Origin of the sequence: Runella defluvii (genome assembly GCF_014195535.1) — a bacterium.
Lineage (GTDB): Bacteria > Bacteroidota > Bacteroidia > Cytophagales > Spirosomataceae > Runella > Runella defluvii.
The window spans coordinates 11,086-33,619 of sequence record NZ_JACIBY010000032.1 but is presented as its reverse complement, the minus strand read 5'-3'; the positions used below and the strand labels follow the sequence as shown (position 1 = coordinate 33,619).

21 protein-coding genes are annotated in these 22,534 nt (G+C 46.5%); 9 read left to right on the top strand and 12 right to left on the bottom strand.

The features are described from left to right. Positions 1-96: 96 nt before the first annotated feature. From FHS57_RS30975 to FHS57_RS30965, 3 genes are read right to left on the bottom strand one after another with little or no spacing between them, the layout of a single operon-like run. Positions 97-1,032 (bottom strand): heme-dependent oxidative N-demethylase family protein, encoded by a 936-nt coding sequence (locus FHS57_RS30975; protein WP_183980581.1) that lies wholly within the window; start codon positions 1,030-1,032, stop codon positions 97-99. Positions 1,033-1,043: 11 nt separating this feature from the next. Then, on the bottom strand, positions 1,044-1,484 hold the full coding sequence (locus FHS57_RS30970; RefSeq protein ID WP_183980579.1) for a DinB family protein: 441 nt from the start codon (positions 1,482-1,484) through the stop codon (positions 1,044-1,046). 34 nt (positions 1,485-1,518) lie between these two features. Further along, positions 1,519-1,950 (bottom strand): hypothetical protein, encoded by a 432-nt coding sequence (locus tag FHS57_RS30965; protein WP_221225781.1) that lies wholly within the window; start codon positions 1,948-1,950, stop codon positions 1,519-1,521. A 77-nt stretch (positions 1,951-2,027) separates the two neighbouring features. Here FHS57_RS30965 and FHS57_RS30960 point away from each other — a divergent pair, with 77 nt between their 5' ends. Further along, positions 2,028-2,711, top strand: coding sequence for a hypothetical protein (locus tag FHS57_RS30960; protein WP_183980576.1), 684 nt, complete (start codon positions 2,028-2,030; stop codon positions 2,709-2,711). A 1-nt stretch (position 2,712) separates the two neighbouring features. On the opposite strand, the gene FHS57_RS30955 is transcribed toward FHS57_RS30960, so the two are convergent. The 7 genes from FHS57_RS30955 to trhO all read right to left on the bottom strand — a co-directional run bounded on the left by FHS57_RS30955 (position 2,713) and on the right by trhO (position 8,937). Next, complete coding sequence (locus FHS57_RS30955) at positions 2,713-4,176, bottom strand: capsule assembly Wzi family protein (protein ID WP_183980574.1); 1,464 nt, start codon at positions 4,174-4,176, stop codon at positions 2,713-2,715. Positions 4,177-4,245: 69 nt separating this feature from the next. Further along, the gene (locus tag FHS57_RS30950; protein WP_183980572.1) at positions 4,246-4,635 is read right to left on the bottom strand and encodes a DUF1398 domain-containing protein; all 390 of its coding nucleotides are present in this window, start codon (positions 4,633-4,635) and stop codon (positions 4,246-4,248) included. A gap of 107 nt (positions 4,636-4,742) precedes the next feature. After that, the gene (locus FHS57_RS30945; protein WP_183980570.1) at positions 4,743-5,507 is read right to left on the bottom strand and encodes a helix-turn-helix domain-containing protein; all 765 of its coding nucleotides are present in this window, start codon (positions 5,505-5,507) and stop codon (positions 4,743-4,745) included. A gap of 11 nt (positions 5,508-5,518) precedes the next feature. After that, positions 5,519-5,959 carry a hypothetical protein gene (locus tag FHS57_RS30940; protein WP_183980568.1) on the bottom strand — a complete coding sequence of 147 codons (441 nt, stop codon included), beginning with the start codon at positions 5,957-5,959 and terminating at the stop codon, positions 5,519-5,521. Between the two features lie 100 nt (positions 5,960-6,059). Further along, the gene (locus FHS57_RS30935) at positions 6,060-7,157 is read right to left on the bottom strand and encodes a helix-turn-helix domain-containing protein (RefSeq protein WP_183980566.1); all 1,098 of its coding nucleotides are present in this window, start codon (positions 7,155-7,157) and stop codon (positions 6,060-6,062) included. Positions 7,158-7,181: 24 nt separating this feature from the next. Next, entirely contained in the window at positions 7,182-7,526 is a 345-nt protein-coding gene (locus FHS57_RS30930; protein WP_183980564.1) for a protein-tyrosine-phosphatase, read from the bottom strand. A gap of 436 nt (positions 7,527-7,962) precedes the next feature. Next, a complete protein-coding gene (gene trhO, locus FHS57_RS30925) occupies positions 7,963-8,937 on the bottom strand; it encodes an oxygen-dependent tRNA uridine(34) hydroxylase TrhO (RefSeq protein ID WP_183980562.1) in 975 nt (324 codons plus the stop codon). A gap of 250 nt (positions 8,938-9,187) precedes the next feature. Here trhO and FHS57_RS30920 point away from each other — a divergent pair, with 250 nt between their 5' ends. Then, the gene (locus tag FHS57_RS30920) at positions 9,188-9,802 is read left to right on the top strand and encodes a deoxynucleoside kinase (RefSeq protein ID WP_122931960.1); all 615 of its coding nucleotides are present in this window, start codon (positions 9,188-9,190) and stop codon (positions 9,800-9,802) included. A 166-nt stretch (positions 9,803-9,968) separates the two neighbouring features. Here the strand turns inward: FHS57_RS30920 and FHS57_RS30915 are convergent, their stop codons facing one another. Then, entirely contained in the window at positions 9,969-10,967 is a 999-nt protein-coding gene (locus FHS57_RS30915; protein ID WP_183980560.1) for a ribonucleoside-diphosphate reductase small subunit, read from the bottom strand. A 256-nt stretch (positions 10,968-11,223) separates the two neighbouring features. Between FHS57_RS30915 and FHS57_RS30910 the strand changes: the two genes are divergently transcribed. From FHS57_RS30910 to FHS57_RS30880, 7 genes are all read left to right on the top strand, one after another. Then, on the top strand, positions 11,224-12,333 hold the full coding sequence (locus FHS57_RS30910) for a D-TA family PLP-dependent enzyme (protein WP_183980558.1): 1,110 nt from the start codon (positions 11,224-11,226) through the stop codon (positions 12,331-12,333). Between the two features lie 383 nt (positions 12,334-12,716). Continuing rightward, positions 12,717-13,193 (top strand): MarR family winged helix-turn-helix transcriptional regulator, encoded by a 477-nt coding sequence (locus FHS57_RS30905; RefSeq protein ID WP_183980556.1) that lies wholly within the window; start codon positions 12,717-12,719, stop codon positions 13,191-13,193. Positions 13,194-13,216: 23 nt separating this feature from the next. Beyond that, positions 13,217-14,758, top strand: coding sequence for a histidine ammonia-lyase (gene hutH / locus FHS57_RS30900; protein ID WP_183980554.1), 1,542 nt, complete (start codon positions 13,217-13,219; stop codon positions 14,756-14,758). Then, on the top strand, positions 14,736-16,406 hold the full coding sequence (gene hutU, locus FHS57_RS30895; RefSeq protein ID WP_183980552.1) for a urocanate hydratase: 1,671 nt from the start codon (positions 14,736-14,738) through the stop codon (positions 16,404-16,406). The genes hutH and hutU overlap by 23 nt, the downstream gene beginning before the upstream one ends. Further along, a complete protein-coding gene (gene hutI / locus FHS57_RS30890; RefSeq protein ID WP_183980550.1) occupies positions 16,403-17,614 on the top strand; it encodes an imidazolonepropionase in 1,212 nt (403 codons plus the stop codon). Before hutU ends, hutI begins: the two co-directional genes overlap by 4 nt. An 8-nt stretch (positions 17,615-17,622) precedes the next feature. Beyond that, positions 17,623-18,567, top strand: a complete 945-nt coding sequence (gene hutG / locus FHS57_RS30885; protein ID WP_183980548.1) for a formimidoylglutamase — start codon at positions 17,623-17,625, stop codon at positions 18,565-18,567. Positions 18,568-18,685: 118 nt separating this feature from the next. Then, positions 18,686-20,113: an AAA family ATPase gene (locus tag FHS57_RS30880; RefSeq protein WP_183980546.1), complete on the top strand. Its 1,428-nt coding sequence runs from the start codon at positions 18,686-18,688 to the stop codon at positions 20,111-20,113. Here FHS57_RS30880 and FHS57_RS30875 read toward each other — a convergent pair. Further along, the gene (locus FHS57_RS30875; protein ID WP_183980544.1) at positions 20,110-22,524 is read right to left on the bottom strand and encodes a TonB-dependent receptor; all 2,415 of its coding nucleotides are present in this window, start codon (positions 22,522-22,524) and stop codon (positions 20,110-20,112) included. The genes FHS57_RS30880 and FHS57_RS30875 overlap by 4 nt on opposite strands. Positions 22,525-22,534: the final 10 nt, after the last annotated feature.

Genomic DNA, 22,534 nt, shown 5'->3' with positions numbered 1-22,534 from the left:
ATTTAAACAACTCTTTCGAGGGTTTATTATCACTAAGTCAATATGTCAAAAAACGAGTTTATAAATTATGTATATCGGGTAGGTTTCTAAAACCTATCAGGTTTCGATAAGGTTTTGTTTTAAATAATTGATTAGTGCTTCCTCAAAATACGGAATAGCCTTATACTGAATTACTTCACGCGGAGCACTTGCCAAAACTTGGTACATCCGACGCGCGCGGTCGAGGTCTTTGGCTTCGTTGGCGAGGGTATTTTGATAAGTATGAATCCCAAATAAAATATACCCCGAACGAGGCAGACGCGTCAACGTTTGGCGTTCTATGCGTAAGTACAATCGTTCTCCGATTGTGTCGGGGGTGAGGGTAGGTCCCACTTCTGCCAACTCTTTTCGCGAAGCCACAAAATACTTCGACGACATATCTAACGCATTATGAATCTTGAAATTCCAGTTGAGACGCCACACGGGCCGATGGGCAATGATGCGTTCCATGAGTTTTTGGGCAGTCAACATCATGGAGCCAAGTACTTTCGGGATGTGCGTATGAATGTCCAAAAACGATTTGCCAAATTTTTCACCCAAATCCCAGTCGTTGGGGAAGCACAATTGGCCCGCTTTGAGCGAGACGGCTTCATCTTTGGCCATCAGAAGTAAATCTTCTTGTACTTGGCGACCCACCCAATCGAGGGGTGAGAAAGGAAGGCTACTATTGTCTTCAAATACAAATGAAAGCTGTTCGTCCAAAAGGCGGTTATGCCAATGCCAATGGTCTCCTTCTATTTTCAACTGAAAATGCTGAGGATAGAAGGCCGTCAAGGATCGAAGCACCTTGTCGAGTACTTCCCACTGTGCCAAAAGGGTTTCGGGCAGTGCGTCGAAATAATAACCGTGGTCTTCGGCAAGTAGGCGACGTTTTTCGGTTATTTCGGCCACATAATGCTCATCTACTTCTACCAGCGGGTCGGTTTCTTTGAGGGGGAAAGTGCCCATGGTAAAAGAATAACGTTCCTCAAACGGAAAATAAGGCAGTAGCATAAGCGTAATATCTAAGCCCCTTTGGACAACGTCAAAGCAATTTGTCCCGCATGGTGAGCGTTGTGAAAAAGTACGTGGGAAAAGATTCTCACGCGCGAAACCGTACCAAAAAAGGGCGTATCGATGGGGTCGTTCCACGCCTCTTCAGGGGTTGAATTGATGCAATTTTGCAACATATCAAACCCTTTTTGGAGCAGTGCACGGCTTGCTTCTACATCATTGCCTTGGCCTTCGTCGGTGTGCCCCATGGTGGTGTTGGTCACTTCGCTAGGCATTCCTAAAAAATACCCAAACAGGTTCATGGTTTCGGCTACATGGCGATAAATAAATCCAACGGAAGCGGTTTGGGGGTTAAGACGTAAATGGGCATTTTCAAGCGTGATTTGCTGAAAGGCAAAACTGCACGTCAATTGATTTTGTAAAAGTAGGTCGGTCAGGAGTTGTTTAGGCATATACAGAAAGTTTATCTTACAAAGATAGCAATTCTTATACAAGCACCTGAAGGGTGGGCTGGATTAGGTACGTACGGGCTTCGAGCGAAAAAACTTCGTCGTTTTTATAAAAAAACAAGGCACGGTTGCGGTCGGCTAATTCGCTTTTTAAGAAGGTGTTACAAGTGTCTAGTAACGGCTGTTGGCGTCCAAATTCATTGAGAAACCCCTCTATCGTTTTGAGCCAAAACCACGTAAGCGTTTCATGATACCCTCGTTCAAAACCAATAGGTCCTCCTACGGAGTGATTAAATAAGATGATTCGTTGGCGAACAAGCAGCATGGCTTGGGTCAACGTATATTGGCGTAAGTACCATATTCCCATCGCTAAATGTGCTTCGTGGGTCCAAGCCTCAGCAGGGAGAGTGCATGAGTTAAACCGTTCAACGAGCTGTTCAATGGTGGTTTCGTCGTCAAATAATCGCATTTTTATGGCGGAAGGAAGGTGCATGAGTAACAAATGTAAAAAGGCTTCTTTCAAAATAAAATAAATCTACCTTCTTAATGAAAATCTCTGTGAACGAGCTACTTTTGTCAATAGGGTTTCTTTTGTTAAGCACGATGAGCTGGGCACAAACCCGTGTTTTAACCAACCAAAAAGGTGAAAAATACACAGAGTTTGAGTATAAAACTCCGAACCAATCGACCTCGAAAAACAAGTACAAAGGGAGTATTTTTTGGCAAGATTCGTTGGCAATGGGAACATTTTCGGTAGCAGGTGGTGAGACGTTGACCAAGCCCATACTTCTCGACCTATTGCATCAATGTGTTATTGCGTACTTTGATGATAAGTCGGTGCCAGTCAATAATTCCGATGCAACGATTGGCACTACGTCGTTTCGTTGTATCAAGGGGCGTTTTTACCAAACCATTTTTGATGGAAAAGTAAAGTTATTGGTTAATCCCGTTTGCAGCTTAAAAGAGTATCCCAAAGGCTACAAAGATGGGTTGTCAGTTGGGGTGGACAATGACTTTAGTGGAGAAATAGAACGCAAATTTGAGTATGCCCTGTTATTTTCAAATCAAAAATTGCGCCCTATTCAGTTGAGTACTTACTCAGCGACAGTGGCATTTCTACGCGAATACGATGGTTTGGAGTATCACATCGCACAATTTGGTAAAAAAATCACCAACGAAAGTGATTTGATTGCTTTGTTGAAATTTTTAGAAGCGCGAGACGTGTTTTAGTCTAAAACAGTTTTTTCTTCACCGAAAACATCATCCCAAGGTTTTTGTCAAAGAGTTGACCATAATCAAACGCAATGGTTGCTTTGGTTTCGAGTCCGTATTTTTTCCAAGGGAAGATAAACGTAGCTAGGTATGAAAATTGGTTCGCTTTGGCAAACACGTCCTTAAAGTATTCTGGGAAGTTGTTGCTGTACGAAATTCGAGTAGAGAAGCGTGTGACCTGCCCAATGGTGCCTTCTAACCCTGCATGAAATAGCTCTACGCTATTGTTGGCCACATAGTAGCCCCTTGTCAATTTATTGACGTAAGCAGGGGCAATGAGTGCGGGGTTCATGTCAAAGTAGCGGGTAAAAAAGGGTGTCCCGATGATAAAATGGTTATAAGTCCAGTCGGTTGTATATTGGGCGTGCCTAAAATAAGGGTCGGGTTCGTACCTATTTCGCAAATCAGGATTCATACTATTGCCTTTGTCAAGCGTAGTGAGGTATTCGAGAGTAACCTGAGAAATATGAAGTCCTCGTCCTGTGTTTGCTTTGGCGTTTTTGAGACGGAGCCCATACAACCCGTCGGGGAAATTTGTAAAAGCTAGACCTGATTTATCTTCATAGGGGTGTTGGTGGTACAATAATACGTCCCAATGGCTTTGTTTGTACGAAAAAGCAAGGTCAATAGAACCCAAATGATTTCCGATTTGATTGAACGTTTCAAATTCGGAATAGCTGGTACCTTCGGGAGATTTGGCAATGGTCAAATAAAGGTAGTCTTTGAAAGACGAAGGGTATTTGCCGTCGGTAAGGACTCCTTGTATGGGATGAACTGGCGTACCACCCCACTGTACATAGTGGAGCAACCCTAAGAAAAAGTTGACCTTCCAAGTGGGTTTTCCGATTCGACCGTGAAAACTTTTTTGATGTAAATAGTAATTACGAACGGAATCTTGGCGACCAAACCAACCGTGAGAAAATGTGGCATGAAAAGCCAATATGTCTTTGGTAAAAGGGACCGAGACAAACCCTCGTGTACCAATATGAACTTTGGGAATGGGCAGGGCATTGCCCGACCAAGCGTAAGAGCCAGAGGAAAGTAGGGTATCGCCCAACCCAAAAAATTCTTTGCGACGACCTACATAGGCTTCAAATTGGCGATGACGAAAGGTGGCAGATGCCACGGGTAAAATAACCGAAGAAGTACGCCCTACATTGGCTATAATTTCGCCTTGTAAGTGAAGCTGGGCTTTACGGGGTTTTGTTCCGATAAAAGCTTGGGCTCCTGTTTTCACAAATACAAATGGATTGGATAGGGGAACGCTTCCAAATTGGTTAGAACGAAGCCAAAACGGAGTGTGCTGTGAGGTAGCGGCCACTCCACCCGTTTCCACAAAAAAACGAGTGGAGTCTTCTTGGGCGTTTGATGTTAACCCAAAACAGAGGAAAGAAAAGAGTGTACAGATAAAGCGATGATACATAAACCGACTGAGTTGAGGCAGGATGCTGGTGCAATCAAAAGCATAAATGTACAAAATTTTCAGCGGCTGCTACGAAGGTATCACTTCTACCAACACCTCATGCCCTGCTAAATCGTAGTAGGTACAGGTCATTTTATTCATGCAAATAGCCCATTTTTCGATGCCTGTGCCTGCGCACATGGTAATGAAGGTCATAAAATCCGTTTTGCCTTGCTGGTGTGCGACTAATTCGGCCTTAAAAAGGGGATAGTTGGGGGACGCTGCAATCGCCAAAGGGGCGTACTTGGCAGGCACGGTAGCGGTGTGTTGGTTGGCGCCGTGGTAGTCGATGTGGCCGTCCGAAACGTAGGCTTCGTAATGGGTAACGCCTAGTGCCTTAATCTCTTGAACATAAGCGGGGAAGTCGGCGCCTGATTTTACTTTGCCGTGGGCAGCTTGAATTTGTTCTGCGGTAAACATTGCTTCTTGGTGTTTAAAAGTTACAGATTCATAGGTAGTTATAACCCTATGATTACCCTGCAAAGGTGCGACAATGGGCGGGCCTGTGATTGTAAAAAATCGTTTTTCTACAAGAAGCGTTTGAAGTTTTCGGGTGTATCTCCCGTAAATTGTTTGAAGTCTTTGATGAAGTGGGCTTGGTCAAAAAAGTGGTTTTCGTAACAAATATCGGTTAGCGATTTTTGTTGGTCAAACTGAGCTAAAACGGTATTAAAACGCACAATCGACGCAAATTTTTTTGGCGTCGTACCCACAATTTTTCGGAAGCGTTTCTCAAACGGACTGGCGCTGATAAATAGCCGTTCGTTGAGTTCTTTTACCCGAATGCTTCCTCTGCTTTCGTAAATCAGCCTAACCGCCTCCACAATAAGTTTATCGGTTTCGATGTCTTTGAGTTGGGAAAGAAAAAACTGCTCGACGACTCGGAGGCGTTGTTTGTCGGTAGTGGCCGCAGCCAATTTTTCCTCAACTTCGTGGATGATATTTTTGTCAAAAATATGCTCCAACGACAGGCTCAAATTGAAAAGTTCGTGCGTGGGTTGGGAGGCAAAATGGGCAAACCCCGTCTCGGTAAAATAGACTAAAATAGTACCGATATGAGCGGAGTTTTTGAAAACTTTGTAGCTGTCGGACATCCCCGTAATCCCCGCCGAAGCAAGCGATTGGACGGTGTCGTTTTGGTAAGAAGTAAGCTGACCTCGGTATTGAAATCCAATCACAAGCCCCGACGACGGAAAGACTTTGTAGTCGCTTTCTTGGTCGTTTTCCGACACCACAAAACACTTAATGTACGGCTGGAGTCGGGCGGTTGGGGCATGTGTGTCGAATTTCATGGGTTGCTCGGCTACTTTTTTTCGTTTGAATGAATAAACGTTACCGCCTGCTTGGAAATCGGAATTTGCCAAAAATCTTTGGGGCGGCTTTCGTTCAAAAACTGCGGGCCGTTGGGGCGTAATGCTTTCAAAATAGGTCGAAAACGTTCTTCACTGAGCCTTACGGCGGTGCTGTCGGCGTATTCGGTCATCAAAATATAGCGAAATGCTGCGGTCGAATCAGGCGCTGTTTTCAACACTTTATAAGACGTAATGATGCCTTGTTTCAGAGCCTCTACGCGGAAAACCTGCCAGTTTTCCCGAATAAAATACGCCACTTCGGTTTCTTTGCCGTTTTTGACTTCCACAAAATCCATGATCCAGACCGATTGGGCGTTGACCGAAGGACTTACTACTGCAAAGATAAAGGCAGCGACGATTGTTTTAAGCGAAAAATAAAGGGATGATTTCATGGGTGACTACTCTTGTTGGTTTTTAAAACTTGGTGATTTTTTGGCAAGAGTAGGGTTAAAAATCCCTGTAATCGTCAAAAATGGTAAGATTGGACAAGATTTAGCTGCTTTTTCGACGAAATTCGCTGGGACTTTGTCCCGTAAATTTTTTAAAAGCGTTGTAAAAAGAAGCCCTCGTCCCAAACCCAACATCGTACCCCACGGCTTCAATCGTTGTTTTGTAAAATTGCTCCGAGCACAGTAACTCTTGGGCGGCTTCAATGCGGAATTTATTGACAAAATCGTTGAAACTCATCCCTTCGCACTCGTTCACAAGTTGAGAAAGTTGATTTTCGTTGATGCCCATTTTTTGTGCCACTTCTTTTAGGCGCAGATTTTCGTTCAAAAACAACTTTTCGTCCCGCATTAAGCGGTGAAGTTCCTGTAGCAATTGGGCTTTTTGGGCATCGGTGAGGTTAGACTTCGCATACTTCGGAGGCATTACTTGGTACGTAGGTAAGTCGGACTGGCTGAGGAGTTTGATGCAACCTACCATCAAAAAAAGGGAGATGATTTGGTAGGAAAAATACTCGTACTGGGGATAGGGCAGGAGCCAAATCAGCGCCGACGAAAGTAGATAAAGGGCATAACCTGCGAGCAACAGTAGTAACCAACGTCGGGTAGAAATGATTTTGGGTAAAGAAGTTTGTGCGGAGATAGGTCGAAAACGCCACCACTCATAGACCGATAGAAAAAAATAGCCTACGGCCAATGACACGGTAATGCCCGCAAATGCCAAAAAGTTGGGGGCAGGGTCGGGGAGGGCTTGCTGGAAAACAAGCACTTTGTCGCGGGCGCTTAGTGAATAAAAAGGCAAGGTATAAACCAGCAACAGAAGCGTAGGGGCAAAGTGAAGCCACTGAATTTTTTGCCACCTTGCTTGTGGGCGAAACAAAAAGTAAAAATACAGGTAAAACGTGACGGGACGCAGTAGTCCGAGCGGGTGGTTGAGTTTTAGTAAATGAGGGAGATGTTCAAATAACTGATTGAAATACAGGTTTTTGAGGAATATGCTAATGAAGCAGTTAAGCAAAAAAGCGATGAGGAAATAGTTAGCGATGGACGATTGTTGTTTGTTTCTCAACCAAACGCCTATGGCCACCAAAAGCGCAATACCTCCCCCCATCAAAATACTAAAATCGCTTATGGTGAATTTCATTGGTTGACGTAAATGGCTGTTTGCCTAAATCGCATATACACGTTTTAGGGTGTCATTGATTCTGTCAGTTAGGATTTCTACAAGTTCTTCGTCCATGTACTCGTAATCGTCGGGAATGGCCAATACCTCGATGGTAGGAAGTTCCAAATGCCTGTAAAGCTCCTTAATTTTTGATTTATGTTCGTATTCCATCACTAAAACTAAATCTGCCCAATGCAAATCATTTTCGGAGATTTTTCGGTTGCTTTTGGGGCTTAATCCTGCCGAACGGATGCGAATACGGTTGTCGTTCAAAAACAGATGTTCTGCGGTTTTACTCCGTTTCTTGTTTTTTCCACAGATAACCAGCACGTTAGGATTGTCGGTCATATTGTTAGTTTGGGTGTACGAATAAATGCAGGATTTGGTAGTAATCCTTTTAAAACACATAGAGAACATTAGAATATACACATAGTAAACATAGACCTTAGATTTGTGTACTATGTGAAAATACTATGTGGCCTATGTGTTTATCTTTATTCTATTACCCAAGTCGAATGGTTATCGCTGATTTCATTAAAGGTAAATGAGCCATGAGTAGTTGACATAAAACTTAGGGTGTAGATATATCTTTTGCCTGTAAAAGCCTTTATTTCCTATAAATCAACTTGCCAACTCTTTTGATATGCTCAATGAAATCTGGATAGGTAAGTGCAGAGAAATTGACTAAATCGACTCGGTAGGGCAACGAACTGTCGGGCAACTTTTAAGTCGGAGACGTTAAGCCACCCCGTCCTGACAGAACGTCGAGACGGGGTAAACAAAATTAGGCTTCGGCCTTTTTTGTGGACTTTTTAAAGCTTTTGAGCCCTTGAAGTGGCGTGTAGTGGTCGCTTTTGCGCGGGTAATAGCCCGTACCGTTGTAGGGGCGTTTGTTGGGCGCACACTTGCAGGCATCAGAGCAGGCGCCTTCCATTTTCCAGCCGCAATCTTCGCACATCGGTACGTGGATATTGCATTCGTTGTTGGCGCAGTTGACCATGCGGTCGGAAGGCGTCCCACAAACGTAGCAAGTCGAAATCACTTTTGGATTGACTTGGTTGACGTCCACCGTGAGGCGGTTATCGAACACGTAACATTTTCCCTCAAAATCTTCCCCACCTGCTTCTAGGCCGTATTTGATGATGCCGCCGTGGAGCTGGTAAACGTTGTCAAAGCCTTGGTCGAGGAGGTAAGCACTGGCTTTTTCGCACTTGATACCACCCGTACAATAAGTAACAATCTTTTTGCCTTGGCCTTTCAAATGCTCAATTTCGTGCATGTGCTGCGGCAATTCGCGCAGGTTTTCCATGTCAAACGTAATTGCTCCTTTGAACTTCCCAACGCTGTGCTCGTAATTAGAGCGCATGTCAATCACCACCAAATCAGGGTCTTCTTTGAGCAATTGTTTAAACTGGTCAGGTTCTAGGTGCACCCCCGTTTGTTTGAGTGGATCCACGGGTAAGTCAGAGTTGACAATCTCTTCTTTGAGGCGTACGTGCAGCTTTTGGAACGTATGATTTTCGTGGTATTCGATTTTGAAGTCGATACTCGCAAAACGTGGGTCGGTTTTTACCCACTGCATGTAAGCTTCGCAATCTTCGATGAGGCCCGATACCGTACCATTGAGCCCCTCAGGGGCGATGATGATGCGCCCGAGGAGGTTGTTGTTGACACAAAATTCGTGTTGCGCATCGCGATAGGCCTGTGGGTCTTCGATGGGCACGTATTGATAGTATAAAAGAACACTGTAAGGTTTCATTTGACTCATAATAAGAAGTACAACATAAAGCTGAGTTCTATTTTTTCTGTGGTATAGTTAGAAATTGAAAATCAGCAAATAACGTTCCTGCAAAATTACAAAAAACTTAGGAGCTGGCCGAGAAGTAAGGGCGTGAGTCAGAAAAAGTATAAAAGTCTGACTATATTCGCATACTTTTTATGAAAGTTTTCGTCTAAAAATCGATACCACCACTTAAAACTTTATCATAACGGTTTAACTCTACCCTATCATGCACATTGCAATTACTGGAAACATCGGAGCAGGTAAAACTACGCTCGCTCGCAAGCTCTCAGAACACTACAAGTGGGGAGTTTTGTACGAAGCCGTAGAAGGAAACCCCTACTTGGCCGATTTTTATGAAGACATGGCGCGTTGGTCGTTCAATCTTCAGGTGTTTTTCCTCAACAGCCGTTTTTCGCAAGCCCAAAAGATTCGCTCGATGCACTATCAGACGGTGATTCAAGACCGTACGATTTACGAAGACGCGTTTATTTTTGCGAAAAATTTGGCCGATTCTGGCTTGATGGAAACCCGTGATTATCAGAACTATTTGATGATGTACGAAACCATCACCAATGCCATCAAAGCCCCCGATATTATTGTGTATTTGAAGGCGGATTTGCCCAAACTTCGTCGTCAGATTCAGAAACGAGGACGTGAGTTTGAACAAACCATTAGTGACGAATATTTGCTCAATCTCAACGGATTGTACGAAAACTTCGCCGATACGTACATCGACGGTACGCTGTTGACCATCGACGTCAATGACCTTGATTTTGAAAATAATCCCGATGATTTCAACTACATCGTCACCGAAATGAACCGTACCTTAGGGTATCGGTAGGGTGTGTCGGTCGGGTTGTGAGCAACCCGCCTCACGTGCTTTGGGTTGCTCACAACTCGACCGACCTGTGCAGAGGGTTGCTCACAACCCGACCAACGACAAACTCAGTAAACAAAAAAGGGAGCCTAGGCTCCCTTTTTTGTTGCAGTATCAGGTGGTTTTCAAACTAAAAATCAGCATCGAAGCTAAGGGTTTGAACATCACGCTCTTTGGTGGAATTTTTCACCCCAGGTTTTTGGTACTCACCTACTTTCTTCTCGAAGAAATTGGTTTTTCCTTGGAGCGAAATCATGTCCATGAAGTCAAACGGATTGGTAGAATTGTAGATTTTCTTCAATCCCAACGACACCAAAAGGTGGTCAGCCACAAATTCGATGTATTGATTCATCAAGTTCGCGTTCATCCCAATGAGCGAAACAGGCAAAGCATCCGTAACAAACTCTTGCTCAATGGCTACGGCGTCGCGGATGATGCTGTAAATATCCTCTTCGGGCAATTTATTGACAATGTGGTCGGTATAAAGCAAGCAAGCAAAGTCGCGGTGCAAACCTTCGTCGCGCGAGATAAGTTCGTTTGAGAATGCCAATCCAGGCATCAAACCACGTTTTTTGAGCCAGAAAATTGAGCAAAACGAACCCGAGAAAAAGATACCTTCTACGGCTGCAAACGCAATAAGGCGCTCGGCAAACGAACCGTTAGAAATCCAACGCAATGCCCAGTCGGCTTTTTTCTGCACGCACGGAATCGTGTCAATGGCGCGGAGCATACGGTCTTTTTCGGCTGGGTCTTTGATATAGCTGTCGATGAGTAATGAATACGTTTCGGAGTGGATGTTTTCCATCGCAATTTGGAATCCATAAAAGCACTTAGCCTCAGCGTATTGTACTTCACTTAGGAAGTTGACGGCCAAGTTTTCATTAACGATACCATCGGATGCCGCAAAGAAAGCCAAAACGTGCGAAATGAAGTGTCTCTCGCCGTCGTTGAGGTTTTCCCAGTGTTGAAGGTCTGACGCAAGGTCAATCTCTTCGGCCACCCAAAACGTTGCTACGTGGTTTTTGTAAAACTGCCAAATATCGTGGTGTTTGATTGGAAAAAGTACAAAGCGGTGGGGGTCTTCAACCAACAGGGGCTCTACAGCGTTGGCGACTTCAGATTGTGACATAATATTGCTAGATGTTAAAGTGTATTGGGGGATTTTAGCGTAACAAATTTACCAACTTTGACGGACTGTGTCATTGACGTAGCGCACCTCCTTTTGAAGTAAGTAAAAAAATACAACCACCGTTGGTGCTAACTTGTTTCATGTGAGATAGTTCCGAAAAGTAAATTCTTGATATTTTTATGCGACCTACGTATAAGCGTTTGGAAAGTCAGAACGAACCATCGTATTTTTGGACAATTCACCCAAATTAACCTTTATGTCTCCATGGTATAAGCTCCAAAACGAGGAGCAAGCAGATTCGCCATCGTTGCTGATTTACAAAGAGCGAGTGGCAAGTAATATTCAAAAGATGATTGACATTGCGGGCAATGCTGAGCGTTTGTACCCGCACGTTAAAACCAATAAAATGCCTGAGGTGGTCAAAATGATGCTCGCCGCAGGGATTTCAAAATTTAAGTGTGCCACCATTGCCGAAGCCGAAATGGCTGCCATGGCAGGAGCGAAGTACGTGGTGGTTGCCCACCAACTGATGGGGCCGAAAGTAAAGCGTTTGTTAGCGTTTCGTCAACAGTATCCCGACGTTTTTGTAGGTTCGTTGATTGATAGTGCGTCGGTGGCCAAAGAACATAACGATGTCTTTGGCGCAAGTGGCTTGGTCAGTGATGTATTTTTAGATGTCAACAACGGCATGGATCGCTCAGGGCACGCCCTTGATGGCGATATTCTTGGTCTTTATCAATTGTTGCACCAACTTCCCAATATCAGCTGTCACGGTTTGCACGTATATGATGGTCACTTGCGGACGCCCGATTTTGAGTCGCGCCGTCACGAAGTGGAAGACGGATTTGTGGATGTCCAACATTTCCTAGAAGCCATCGCAGAAGCAGGATTGCCGCGCCCCATCATTGTAGCGGGCGGAACGCCTACGTTTACCGTTCACGCACTTCACGCCGAAACGTATTGCAGTCCAGGCACTTGCGTGCTGTGGGACTGGGGTTATGGTGATAAACTTCCCGAACAGCCGTTTGAGTACGCGGCACTGGTACTTACCCGCGTGATTTCAAAGCCAAAAGCAGGTTTTATTACCGTGGATATGGGACACAAAGCCGTCGCGGCCGAAAACCCGATTGACAAACGGATTCGCTTTTTGAATCTTAACAATTACGAACTTGTGGGGCAAAGCGAAGAACACGGCGTTATCCGCGTAGAAAATTGGGACACTATCAACGTTGGCGATGTGTTGTACGGTGTGCCATTTCACGTTTGTCCTACGGTAAATCTCTACGACGAAGCTTACGTAGTAGAAAATCAATCGGTAGTGGATACGTGGCAGGTATTGGGGCGCAAACGTAGGATTACAGTGTAGTTTCACCTTCCCGAAAGTTCCAACACTTTCGGGAAGGTAGCTGAGAATCTGTCAGCACTATTGGCGTGCCAGCGGTTTCCCAAAACAGCTATTGTCAGATTTGAGAATCTGCCAACACTTAAAGGACTTCTTCTGCATTGGCGGAGAAGTCCTTTTGTTTTCAGGTTGAACGCATTAAAACCTAGAGTTGCTATTGATTGCTCCAGAGGAGCTACATCTTAGTAGAAAAATGAATCAAATCCCCCAAATCCCCATTTTTCTACTAAAAAGTAGCCTCAGCGAGGCTACTTTTTAATGCGTTTAACCTGTTTTGTTTTTTAGAAAAATGATTTATTTTCTAAAAATAATTTTAAATTATATAAGTACTAATATATATTTGTGTCATGAATTTTTACCAAAAACTCGGCGGGTTGATTTTGGGAAGTCGCCTGCGCCGACTCAGTGAGTATTTTTTGTCGGAAGTCAATAAGGTCTATGCCGAAAAGGGTATTCCCTTCGATGCATCGTGGTTTTCGATGTTTTATTTGATTTCAAAAAACGAACACATTTCGCTCATCGACCTTGCCGAAGCCCTCGAAGTATCGCACTCAGCGATAAGCCAATTGGCGAAAAGCTTGGAACAAAAAGGATTGCTCGAAAGCTATCCCTCCGAACACGACGGACGTAAGCGCTTGATTCGTTTTACCGAGCAGGGGCGTCAATTGCAAGAGGCCGTAGAACCCGTGTGGGCGGAACTTGACCAAGCGATGCAGGAGTTGATGCACGAAAACGAAGCGAATACCGCCCTGCTGTCGTCGCTGATGAGTGTCGAACAAAGTTTTGCCCAAAAATCGCTAAGCCAACGACTGTTGAAGCGGTAAAATCAGTACTTAAACTTTATCCTATGTTTTTCTACGGTAAAGATACCCTGACGGTAGGGAAAACCCTGCAACTCGTCGAAGGCAAAATCCAAGGAGTGCTTTGCGAGGAGGTCATTCAAAAAATAGAAGCAAGCCATCAGTTTGTGAAAAACATCGTGGCGCAGCACGAAACCGTTTACGGCATCAATACGGGCTTTGGGCCGCTGTGCGATACACCCATTTCGGAAGAACAAACCAAGACGCTTCAATACAATTTGCTCATCAGTCACAGTGTGGGAGTGGGCAATCCGATTTTGCCCGAAATCGCCAAAACCATGCTCATTTGCAAGGTTCATGCCTTGGCGCAGGGGTATTCGGGTATCAGCCTCCATACGCTCCAACGTATCCTTTGGCATATCGAAAACGATGTAATCCCCGTCGTTCCTGAAAAGGGTTCGGTGGGTGCCTCGGGCGATTTGGCACCTTTGGCGCACCTTTTTTTACCCTTGATTGGGTTGGGGTACGTGTATTGGAACGGGCAAAAAGTGCCTACGGCGCACGCCTTGGCGCATTTTGAGTTGGCGCCGATTGAGCTAGGGCCCAAAGAAGGGTTGGCCCTCATTAATGGTACGCAATTTATTTTGGCTCATGCGGTGCGTGGGGTGGCTCGCTTGCACCACTGCCTCGAAATGGCCGACCTCATCGGGGCGTTTTCGTTGGAAGCGCTAATGGGTTCGGTGAAGCCGTTCGATGCCCGTTTGCACCAGATTCGTCCGTTTCGGGGGAGTATGCTGGTGGCACAGCGCTTACGGCGACTGATAGATGGCTCAGAGGTGTTGGCATCGCATACTGACTGCGGTAGGGTACAAGACCCTTACTCGTTGCGTTGTATGCCGCAGGTACACGGGGCTTCCCGCAATGCGTGGCTGCACCTGAAAGAATTGACCGAAATTGAACTTAATGCCGTGACCGACAACCCCGTGGTGCTGGGCGACCACGATACCATCAGCGGGGGGAATTTCCACGGACAGCCTTTGGCTTTGCCGCTCGACTACGCCACCTTGGCCGCTGCCGAAGTGGGTAATATCTCCGACCGCCGTTGTTATTTGATGCTCGAAGGGCGCTTTGGCTTGCCTAAACTACTGTTGAAAGAAACGGGTCTGAACTCTGGTTTTATGATTCCGCAGTACACAACGGCAGCGTTGGTGTCCGAAAACAAATCGCTCTGCTTCCCTGCTTCGGCCGATAGCATTCCTACGTCGCTGGGGCAAGAAGACCACGTGTCGATGGGCTCCATCAGTGGTCGAAAACTGAACCAAGTGATTGATAACCTGGAGTATATTTTGGCCATTGAGCTGCTCTATGCTTCCCAAGCGCTGGAGTTTCGCCGACCGCTTCAATCGAGTGCGGTGATGGAAAAACTCTTGGGCGAAATCCGAAAACACGTGCCGTTTGCGATCGAAGACAAAATTTTCTCCGACGATATTGCTACCCTTCATCAACTGCTACAAACTGACATTCTTCCGAATCTCGTGAGTGAAACCTGTAACCTCAATGAGCACTATGACGACTTCCGAATTTATTAAGACTTACGCCAATCACCCGCACTACAAAGCACCGAGAGGAACGCAACTGCACGCCAAATCGTGGCAAACGGAAGCGCCGTTGCGGATGCTACTCAACAACCTCGATGCCGAAGTGGCCGAAAATCCCGACGAATTGGTGGTCTATGGGGGCATCGGGCAAGCGGCTCGTAACCGTGAGTCATTGCAAAAAATCATCGAAATTTTGCTGGAATTGGACGAAGAACATTCGCTGTTGGTGCAGTCGGGAAAGCCCGTGGGCATCGTTCGCACGCATCCGCAAGCGCCCCGAGTGCTCATCGCCAACAGCAATTTGGTGCCCGCTTGGTCCACGTGGGAGCATTTTAACGAGTTGAGGGGCAAAGGGTTGATGATGTACGGACAAATGACGGCGGGGAGCTGGATTTACATTGGTACGCAAGGCATTTTGCAAGGAACGTACGAAACGTTTGTAGAATGTGGTCGTCAACATTTTGGGGGAGATTTACGGGGTAAATTGCTGGTAACGGGTGGTTTGGGCGGCATGGGTGGCGCACAGCCGTTGGCCGCAACGCTGGCGGGAGCCACGTTTTTGGGCGTGGATATTGACCCCACGCGTATTCAGAAACGCCTCGAAACGCGTTACATCGACCGCATGACGCATAGCTACGACGAGGCCGTCGGCTGGGTGCTGGAAGCCAAAGCCAAAGGCGAAAACGTGTCGGTGGGGCTGGTGGGTGACATTGGCGATGTGCTGCATCAATTGTTGGAAGATAATATTATTCCCGAAATTTTGACCGACCAAACCTCCGCACACGACCCGCTGAATGGCTACGTTCCCCACGGAATGAGTTTGGGAGAAGCTCAACAACTCCGCCAAGAAAACCCTGCGGATTACCAAATGCGCTCCAAAAAAAGCATGGCCCGCCACGTGGGTTTTATGCTCGAAATGCAAAAAAGAGGTTCGATTGTGTTTGATTACGGCAACAACCTGCGGGAGTTTGCCCGTCAGGGAGGCGAACCCAATGCGTTTAACTTTCCTGGGTTTACGCCTGCGTACATACGACAGTTGTTTTGCGAAGGCAAAGGGCCTTTTCGATGGGTGGCGCTGTCGGGTGACCCCGACGATATTCGGGTGACGGACGAGGCACTCATAGCCGCTTTTCCCGAAAACAAAGCCTTGATTCGATGGCTTACTGAAGCCCAAACCAAGATTGCGTTTCAGGGCTTGCCTGCCCGTATTTGTTGGTTGGGCATGGGCGAACGTGAAAAAGCGGGTTTGATTTTCAATGAGTTGGTGAAAACAGGCAAGGTGAAAGCCCCGATTGTGATTGGACGTGATCACCTCGACTGCGGCTCAGTAGCATCGCCCAACCGTGAGACGGAGTCGATGCTCGATGGCTCCGATGCCGTATCGGACTGGACGCTGCTCAACCTCATGTCCAACACCTCGGGTGGGGCAACGTGGGTATCGTTTCACCACGGTGGGGGCGTGGGCATGGGCTACTCCCAACACGCTGGTATGGTGGTGTTGGCCGACGGAACCGACCGTGCCGAAGCCTGCCTTCGACGGGTGTTGTACAACGACCCTGCCATGGGTGTGTTTAGGCACCACGATGCGGGCTACGAAAAAGCGAGCCACTGGGCCGATAAATTTGGGTTGAAACTATGAAATTACTTGGGCCATTTACGCAGATAGTGACCTTGCGGGGTTTGCCCGAAAAGGGCGCCCTTAAAGACGAAGCGCTGGAGGTCATCAAAAACGGCGGGGTGTTGCTCCACAACGGACGGATTCAGGCCGTGGGTGGGTTTGAGTCGTTGGTAAAAATGTACCCAGAGGCGACGGTGGAGGAAATCACCCAGCCGACGGTGCTGCTGCCGAGTTTTGTGGATTGCCACACGCATACCTGTTTTGCGGGAAGCCGTGCCAACGACTTTGCCGCCCGTAATGCGGGAAAAACTTACCTCGAAATTGCGGCGGCGGGCGGCGGGATTTGGAGCAGTGTAAGTCAAACCCGAGCCTGCGACGAACAAACTCTTTTTGAGCTCACCCTCGGGCGGGTAGAACGTTTTTTGCAGCAGGGTATCAAGACGCTGGAAATTAAAAGCGGCTACGGCTTAGACCTTGAAAATGAGCTGAAAATGCTGCGGGTGATTGGGCGAGTGCAACAGCGATTGGGCGCGAAGGCGCGCCTTGTGCCCACCTGCTTGGCGGCTCACATCCAACCCAAAGACTTTGCGGGTTCGCAGGAAGCCTATTTGGAATGGATAACGGCAGAATTGTTGCCCCAAATCCGCACCGAGCAACTGGGCCAACGGGTGGATATTTTCGTGGAACAATCGGCGTTTGGACTTGCCGAAAGCAGGCAGTTTTTGCCGAAAGCCAAGGCATTGGGCTTTGACCTGACGGTTCATGCCGACCAGTTTACGGCGGGAAGTTCGACCTTGGCCGTGGAGATGGGGGCTTTGTCGGCCGACCATTTGGAAGCGAGCACCGAAAAGGAGATTCATGCCTTGGCACAGTCAGATACGGTGGCGGTGGTGTTGCCAGGGGCGTCGTTGGGCTTGGGTGAGCCTTTTGCTCCCGCCCGCAAGCTTTTGGATGCGGGGGCAAGCGTGGCCATTGCCTCCGATTTTAACCCAGGTTCTGCCCCAATGGGCGATTTGCTGACCCAGGCGGCTATTTTGGCTACCTACCAAAAACTAAACACCGCCGAAGTACTGGCAGGGCTGACGTTCAGAGCCGCTAAGGCGTTGAAATTAAGGGAAATTGGACGGGTTGAAGTGGGTTATACGGCTGATTTACAGGGCTATGCTTGCGCCGATTTTCGAGAGATACTTTACCAACAAGGACGGCTGAAGCCGTATGTGGTGTGGTGATAACGCATATGAATTTAAAAAATGAATGCTGGCAAGGCCGCAACGACGGCGATGCCCCCGATTTGTGGCGCTGGCACCAAGTGGTGGAATGCACACCGCTGGCCGAACTTACCGCCCGTAAGGCCATTGCTGTACTGGGCTTTGCCTGCGACGAAGGCGTGCGGCGGAACAAGGGCCGCTTAGGTGCGAGTGCTGCGCCGAGTGTGCTTCGTTCGATCTGTGCCAATTTTCCAGCACATTCGTTGGCCAAAGGGGCACTGGTGGACGTGGGCGATTGCGTGTGTGAAGGCACGCAGCTCGAAGAAGCCCAAAACGAGCTGGCCGATGCCGTGGCGCAACTCGTGCAACTGGGCTACCGACCGATGGTGTTTGGGGGTGGACATGAAGTGATGTACGGGCATTTCAAAGGGCTTCGGAAGGCGTTTCCCCACCAAAGAATCGGAATCATCAATTTTGATGCGCATTTCGACATCCGTGAGCCTGACCCTGCGGTGGGAGCGAGTTCGGGGACGGGTTTTTGGCAATTGGCGCAGGAAGAAAGCGATTTTCATTACTTGGCTTTGGGGATTCAGACCAATAGCAATACCCAACGCTTGTTTGCTACCGCCAAACGGTACGGCGTGAAGTACCTCTTGGCTGACGATTTTTACCCTGAAAATCTCATACTTATTCTGCACACGATTGCGACCTTCATGGCACGGGTTGACAAGGTCTATTTGACGATTTGTATGGACGTATTTGCGGCACCGTATGCGCCAGGAGTGAGTGCCTTGGCGTACAATGGCTTGGTACCCGACCGCACCTTTCGGCAGGCACTGCAAGCCATTGTTTCGTCGCCCAAATTTGTGAGTGCCGATATCGCCGAGCTTAATCCTCGCCTCGACATCGACAACCGCACCGCCCGCTTGGCGGGAAGTTTGGTGTTTGAAATGGTAAATGCTGGGGTGAAGTAATTTTTGTTATAATCAGCCAAATTAGGGCAAAAATGAGTCTATTTGGCTGATTATAAATTTATAATCAGCCAAGTTGTACAAAAAAAGGTTATATTTGGCTAATTATAAATGAAAATTTATGAAAGTAATTGGGAGAAAAGACGAGATAGGTTTGCTGGAAAGCCTTTGTGAAAAGGATGAATCTTGTTTTGTCGCGATTTATGGCAGACGACGGGTTGGTAAAACGTTTTTGGTACGACAGGTCTATCAAAAACACATCGTTTTTGAGTGTAGTGGTGTACACCAAAAAAATATGAATCACCAATTAGAAAATTTTTGGCGAAGTCTCATTGAATTAAAAGCCAATAAGATAGTGCCTCCTACGCCTACCACTTGGTTGGAAGCCTTCTTTCAATTGAGGGACTACCTGAATACCCTAGACGAAGCTACAAAGAAGGTCGTTTTTTTAGATGAAATCGCTTGGTTCGACACGCCGCGATCGGGCTTTTTAGCGGGTTTGGATAGTTTTTGGAATCAGTACTGTAGCAAACGAAATGACATTGTTTTGGTAATTTGCGGTTCGGCAGCGTCGTGGATAATCAAAAAAGTAGTAAACGATAGAGGTGGCCTACACAACCGACTGACTCATCAATTGCTATTAAAACCTTTTACATTGAGTGAGACGGCCTTATTTTTAGAGAAAAAAAGAGTGAATCTGAGCGAAAAAGAAGTCGCTCAACTCTACATGAGTGTAGGGGGGATACCATTTTATTTGAATGATATTGAAAATGGAAAAAGCCTTCCCCAAATCCTAGATAAGTTATTTTTTGAGCCGCAAGCCAAACTGAAAAATGAATTCCAAAATCTCTACGCTTCTCTTTTTAAAAATAATCATCTACACGAAAAAATTGTAGCGGCGTTGGCTCAAAAAAGCAAGGGACTAACACGGAAAGAAATTATTGAAATAACAGGAATAAAAACGGGAGGTACCCTTTCACTGGTCTTGGAAGAACTAATACAATGTGGGTTTATTCAAATAATCTACCCGTTTCAAAAAGCAAGAGAAGAACATTTGTATCGTCTAGTTGATGAATTTTCACTTTTTTATTTTAAGTTTTTGTTCAATAATAAAGGAAATAATAGCTGGCAACAAATAACTCAAAAACAAGCGTATAAAATTTGGACAGGGTATGCATTTGAAAACCTTTGTTTTAAGCACATTTTTCAAATAAAAAAAGCGCTTGGAATTAGTGGAATCATTAGTAATGTGTATTCTTATACGTCTAAAGGCGACGAAAGTTACCCAGGTATTCAACTAGATCTTGTGATTGACCGAGATGATAATTGCATCAATATTGTGGAAGCTAAATTCTATAACGATGAGTTTGTCATAACTGAAGAGTACGAAAAACAATTGAGACGAAAAGCGTTTGTTTTCAAAGAAAAAACTCGAACTCGAAAAAATATTTTCATTACGATAGTGTCAGTTTTTGGGGTACAAAAAAACCGACACTATCTGAGCGTTGTACACAATCAATTAGTGCTAGGAGAATTATTTACCCCCTAAAACTCCACTCGGTAGTTCAAGACAGGAATGAGCGGTAACTGATACACCGTACGGATTTCGTTGAGGTTAGAATCAAAGAAATGGTTATAGACATTTTGGCGGTTGGTGGCATTCTGAAGGTCGAGAGAAAGCGTACTGGTAAAACCGTTTTTGTTGCGCTTCCAACTTACCCGTACATCCGACCGAAAATACGCATCCAATTTGTCTTGGTTGGTTTGGGTATCTATCCATACCGTTTGTCCTTGGCGGCGAGAAGCTGCAAGGTCGATAGGCGTGGTGCGATAGCCACCCATGTAAGTGGTTTTGAGGTTGATACCCAGTACGTTATTTTTCCCTTGACCTAGTTGCCATTCTTTTCCCACCAACACATTCAGGGCACTTCCTGCGTCAAAACGCGTGCTGCGCCAAACTTCGTCGGAACCTTGGTAGCGCGATTTGAAAATTGAGCCACTGACGAGGTAATAAAAGTTATTGTGTAAAAAACGCTCTAACGTAAGCTCAAACCCGTAGTTTTCGCCTCGTCCGTTGTTAGCCAACTGTTTGGAAATAAAGCCATCCGCAACGTTAAGAATAGAGATAGCATCGCGCTGGTTGGCGCTGACAGGTACGCCGTACAGCGACTGGTAATAAGCCTCGGTTTTGAGGCGAGTGTGTTCGCTCAAAAGTCGGTCGTACGAAAAGACAAGGTGGTGAGCCTTGGTGAAATTAAGCGACTGGTTGGGGTAACGATTAGGAATATCATCAGCCGTTGGAGAATAAAAATACAAGGCGAGCGGATGCGTTTGGCTATGAAGTCCGTAGCCTACTGCCAACGACTGCCCCGTAGCCAAGTCCCATTTGACCGACGCTCGTGGTTCAATACTTTGGCGGTCGTTGAGGAATAAACGCAGGGTATGTACCCCAAGATTGGCCGTGAGGCGTTCGGTGAGTTTATAATTGGCTTGGGCAAAGACCTGAAGGGTAGCGGTTTGGCCTTTGGACGATACATAGCGTTCCCATTTCTTCGCTTCGGCATCCCACGCTTCTCGGAAAAAATCGTACGTTTGGTGACTCCAAATCGCCCCCGTACGGAGCGCAAGGCGGGCGCTGAACTTGTAATTGAGTGTACTTGATACCGATAATTTGTTGAGTTGATAGTGTTCGTCGTAGCGGGGTTCAAAAACGTAGTTATCGGTGTAGCGTTTTTGGGTAAACCCGTTTTCGTAGGCCGAATAAAGCACGACTGTTTTTAGTAACGCATTAGGACTAAAGTTAAGCGAGTGCGTTGCTCCCCAAGCCCCCGTATTGGACTTAAATTTTTCATCAAAACGCTTGTCGCCTTCGGTTTTCCAGAGCGTTGAATCGGCTTTGGCTACGCCCGTGCTGCTGCTCAATCCGCCAAAACCAAAGAGCGTGAACTTGCCCAATTTTTGGGTAGGAAGCGAAATGTTGTACGAAATATCCTGAAAACGCTGGGCAAAATCACCGACGGGAAGGCCAATTTTACTCAAAAGTTCGAGGGTAGAGTAGCGATAGTTGACCAAATAAGAACCTTTATACGTAGAAGAAAAAGGCCCCTCGGCAGCCACGTCTAGCCCTAACAATCCCGCCTGAACGGTGTATTCGCGCTTTTGATTGTTGCCTTTACGGAGTTTAAGGTCGAATACACCCGAGAGCGCATTTCCGTATTCGGCGGAAAAAGCGCCCGTCATAAAGTCGGAGTTGGTCAATACCTGCGCGCTCAAAATCGAAATGCCACCGCCCGAAGCGCCCAAGCTCGAAAAATGGTTGGGGTTGGGAATATCAATGCCCTCCATTCGCCACAGTAGGCCGTTGGGCGAGTTACCCCGAATGACAATATTATTACCCCCATCGTCGGCTGACATTACCCCCGCGTAGGCCGTTGCCATACGTGCAGGGTCGTTGACAGCGGCGGCGTAGCGTTGAGTTTCTTCGACCGAAAACGTACGCGCACTTACGGTGGCCATGTCGTTGAGAGGCTTGTCTTTTTCAACGGTCGGTTTGACCGTAATTTCGGCTAACTGCGTGATGTCTTCTTCGAGGCCGATGGTTAAGACCAATTCTTTGCCCGCATTGACCACAATATTGCTCATAACACTCTCTTTGTAGCCCATATACGTCACTTTCAACGTTTGACGGCCTATCGGTACATTGGGCAAGACAAAGTCGCCCTCGATGCTAGTTGTAGTACCTCGTAGTGGTTGACTACCCACCAGTACAATGCTCGCCCCTGCAATGGGCGTTTGGAGGCTCTTATCTACCACTATTCCACGTATAGTTTGGGTAAGGGTTTGGGAATGAGTTATTTGTGGAGTGGAAAGTAAAAGGAAAATGACTGCGATGAAAACATACGAGTAACGCGAAAAAAGGTGATGGAAACGATTGTTTTTAAAACGGATGTAGCTTTGCATGGCTTTTGAG

Excerpts from the sequence above, each read along its gene's own strand:
- FHS57_RS30975 (WP_183980581.1), bottom strand. The coding sequence starts at position 1,032 with ATGCTACTGCCTTATTTTCCGTTTGAGGAACGTTATTCTTTTACCATG.
- FHS57_RS30970 (WP_183980579.1), bottom strand. The coding sequence starts at position 1,484 with ATGCCTAAACAACTCCTGACCGACCTACTTTTACAAAATCAATTGACG.
- FHS57_RS30965 (WP_221225781.1), bottom strand. The coding sequence starts at position 1,950 with ATGCGATTATTTGACGACGAAACCACCATTGAACAGCTCGTTGAACGG.
- FHS57_RS30960 (WP_183980576.1), top strand. The coding sequence starts at position 2,028 with ATGAAAATCTCTGTGAACGAGCTACTTTTGTCAATAGGGTTTCTTTTG.
- FHS57_RS30955 (WP_183980574.1), bottom strand. The coding sequence starts at position 4,176 with ATGTATCATCGCTTTATCTGTACACTCTTTTCTTTCCTCTGTTTTGGG.
- FHS57_RS30950 (WP_183980572.1), bottom strand. The coding sequence starts at position 4,635 with ATGTTTACCGCAGAACAAATTCAAGCTGCCCACGGCAAAGTAAAATCA.
- FHS57_RS30945 (WP_183980570.1), bottom strand. The coding sequence starts at position 5,507 with ATGAAATTCGACACACATGCCCCAACCGCCCGACTCCAGCCGTACATT.
- FHS57_RS30940 (WP_183980568.1), bottom strand. The coding sequence starts at position 5,959 with ATGAAATCATCCCTTTATTTTTCGCTTAAAACAATCGTCGCTGCCTTT.
- FHS57_RS30935 (WP_183980566.1), bottom strand. The coding sequence starts at position 7,157 with ATGAAATTCACCATAAGCGATTTTAGTATTTTGATGGGGGGAGGTATT.
- FHS57_RS30930 (WP_183980564.1), bottom strand. The coding sequence starts at position 7,526 with ATGACCGACAATCCTAACGTGCTGGTTATCTGTGGAAAAAACAAGAAA.
- trhO (WP_183980562.1), bottom strand. The coding sequence starts at position 8,937 with ATGAAACCTTACAGTGTTCTTTTATACTATCAATACGTGCCCATCGAA.
- FHS57_RS30920 (WP_122931960.1), top strand. The coding sequence starts at position 9,188 with ATGCACATTGCAATTACTGGAAACATCGGAGCAGGTAAAACTACGCTC.
- FHS57_RS30915 (WP_183980560.1), bottom strand. The coding sequence starts at position 10,967 with ATGTCACAATCTGAAGTCGCCAACGCTGTAGAGCCCCTGTTGGTTGAA.
- FHS57_RS30910 (WP_183980558.1), top strand. The coding sequence starts at position 11,224 with ATGTCTCCATGGTATAAGCTCCAAAACGAGGAGCAAGCAGATTCGCCA.
- FHS57_RS30905 (WP_183980556.1), top strand. The coding sequence starts at position 12,717 with ATGAATTTTTACCAAAAACTCGGCGGGTTGATTTTGGGAAGTCGCCTG.
- hutH (WP_183980554.1), top strand. The coding sequence starts at position 13,217 with ATGTTTTTCTACGGTAAAGATACCCTGACGGTAGGGAAAACCCTGCAA.
- hutU (WP_183980552.1), top strand. The coding sequence starts at position 14,736 with ATGACGACTTCCGAATTTATTAAGACTTACGCCAATCACCCGCACTAC.
- hutI (WP_183980550.1), top strand. The coding sequence starts at position 16,403 with ATGAAATTACTTGGGCCATTTACGCAGATAGTGACCTTGCGGGGTTTG.
- hutG (WP_183980548.1), top strand. The coding sequence starts at position 17,623 with ATGAATTTAAAAAATGAATGCTGGCAAGGCCGCAACGACGGCGATGCC.
- FHS57_RS30880 (WP_183980546.1), top strand. The coding sequence starts at position 18,686 with ATGAAAGTAATTGGGAGAAAAGACGAGATAGGTTTGCTGGAAAGCCTT.
- FHS57_RS30875 (WP_183980544.1), bottom strand. The coding sequence starts at position 22,524 with ATGCAAAGCTACATCCGTTTTAAAAACAATCGTTTCCATCACCTTTTT.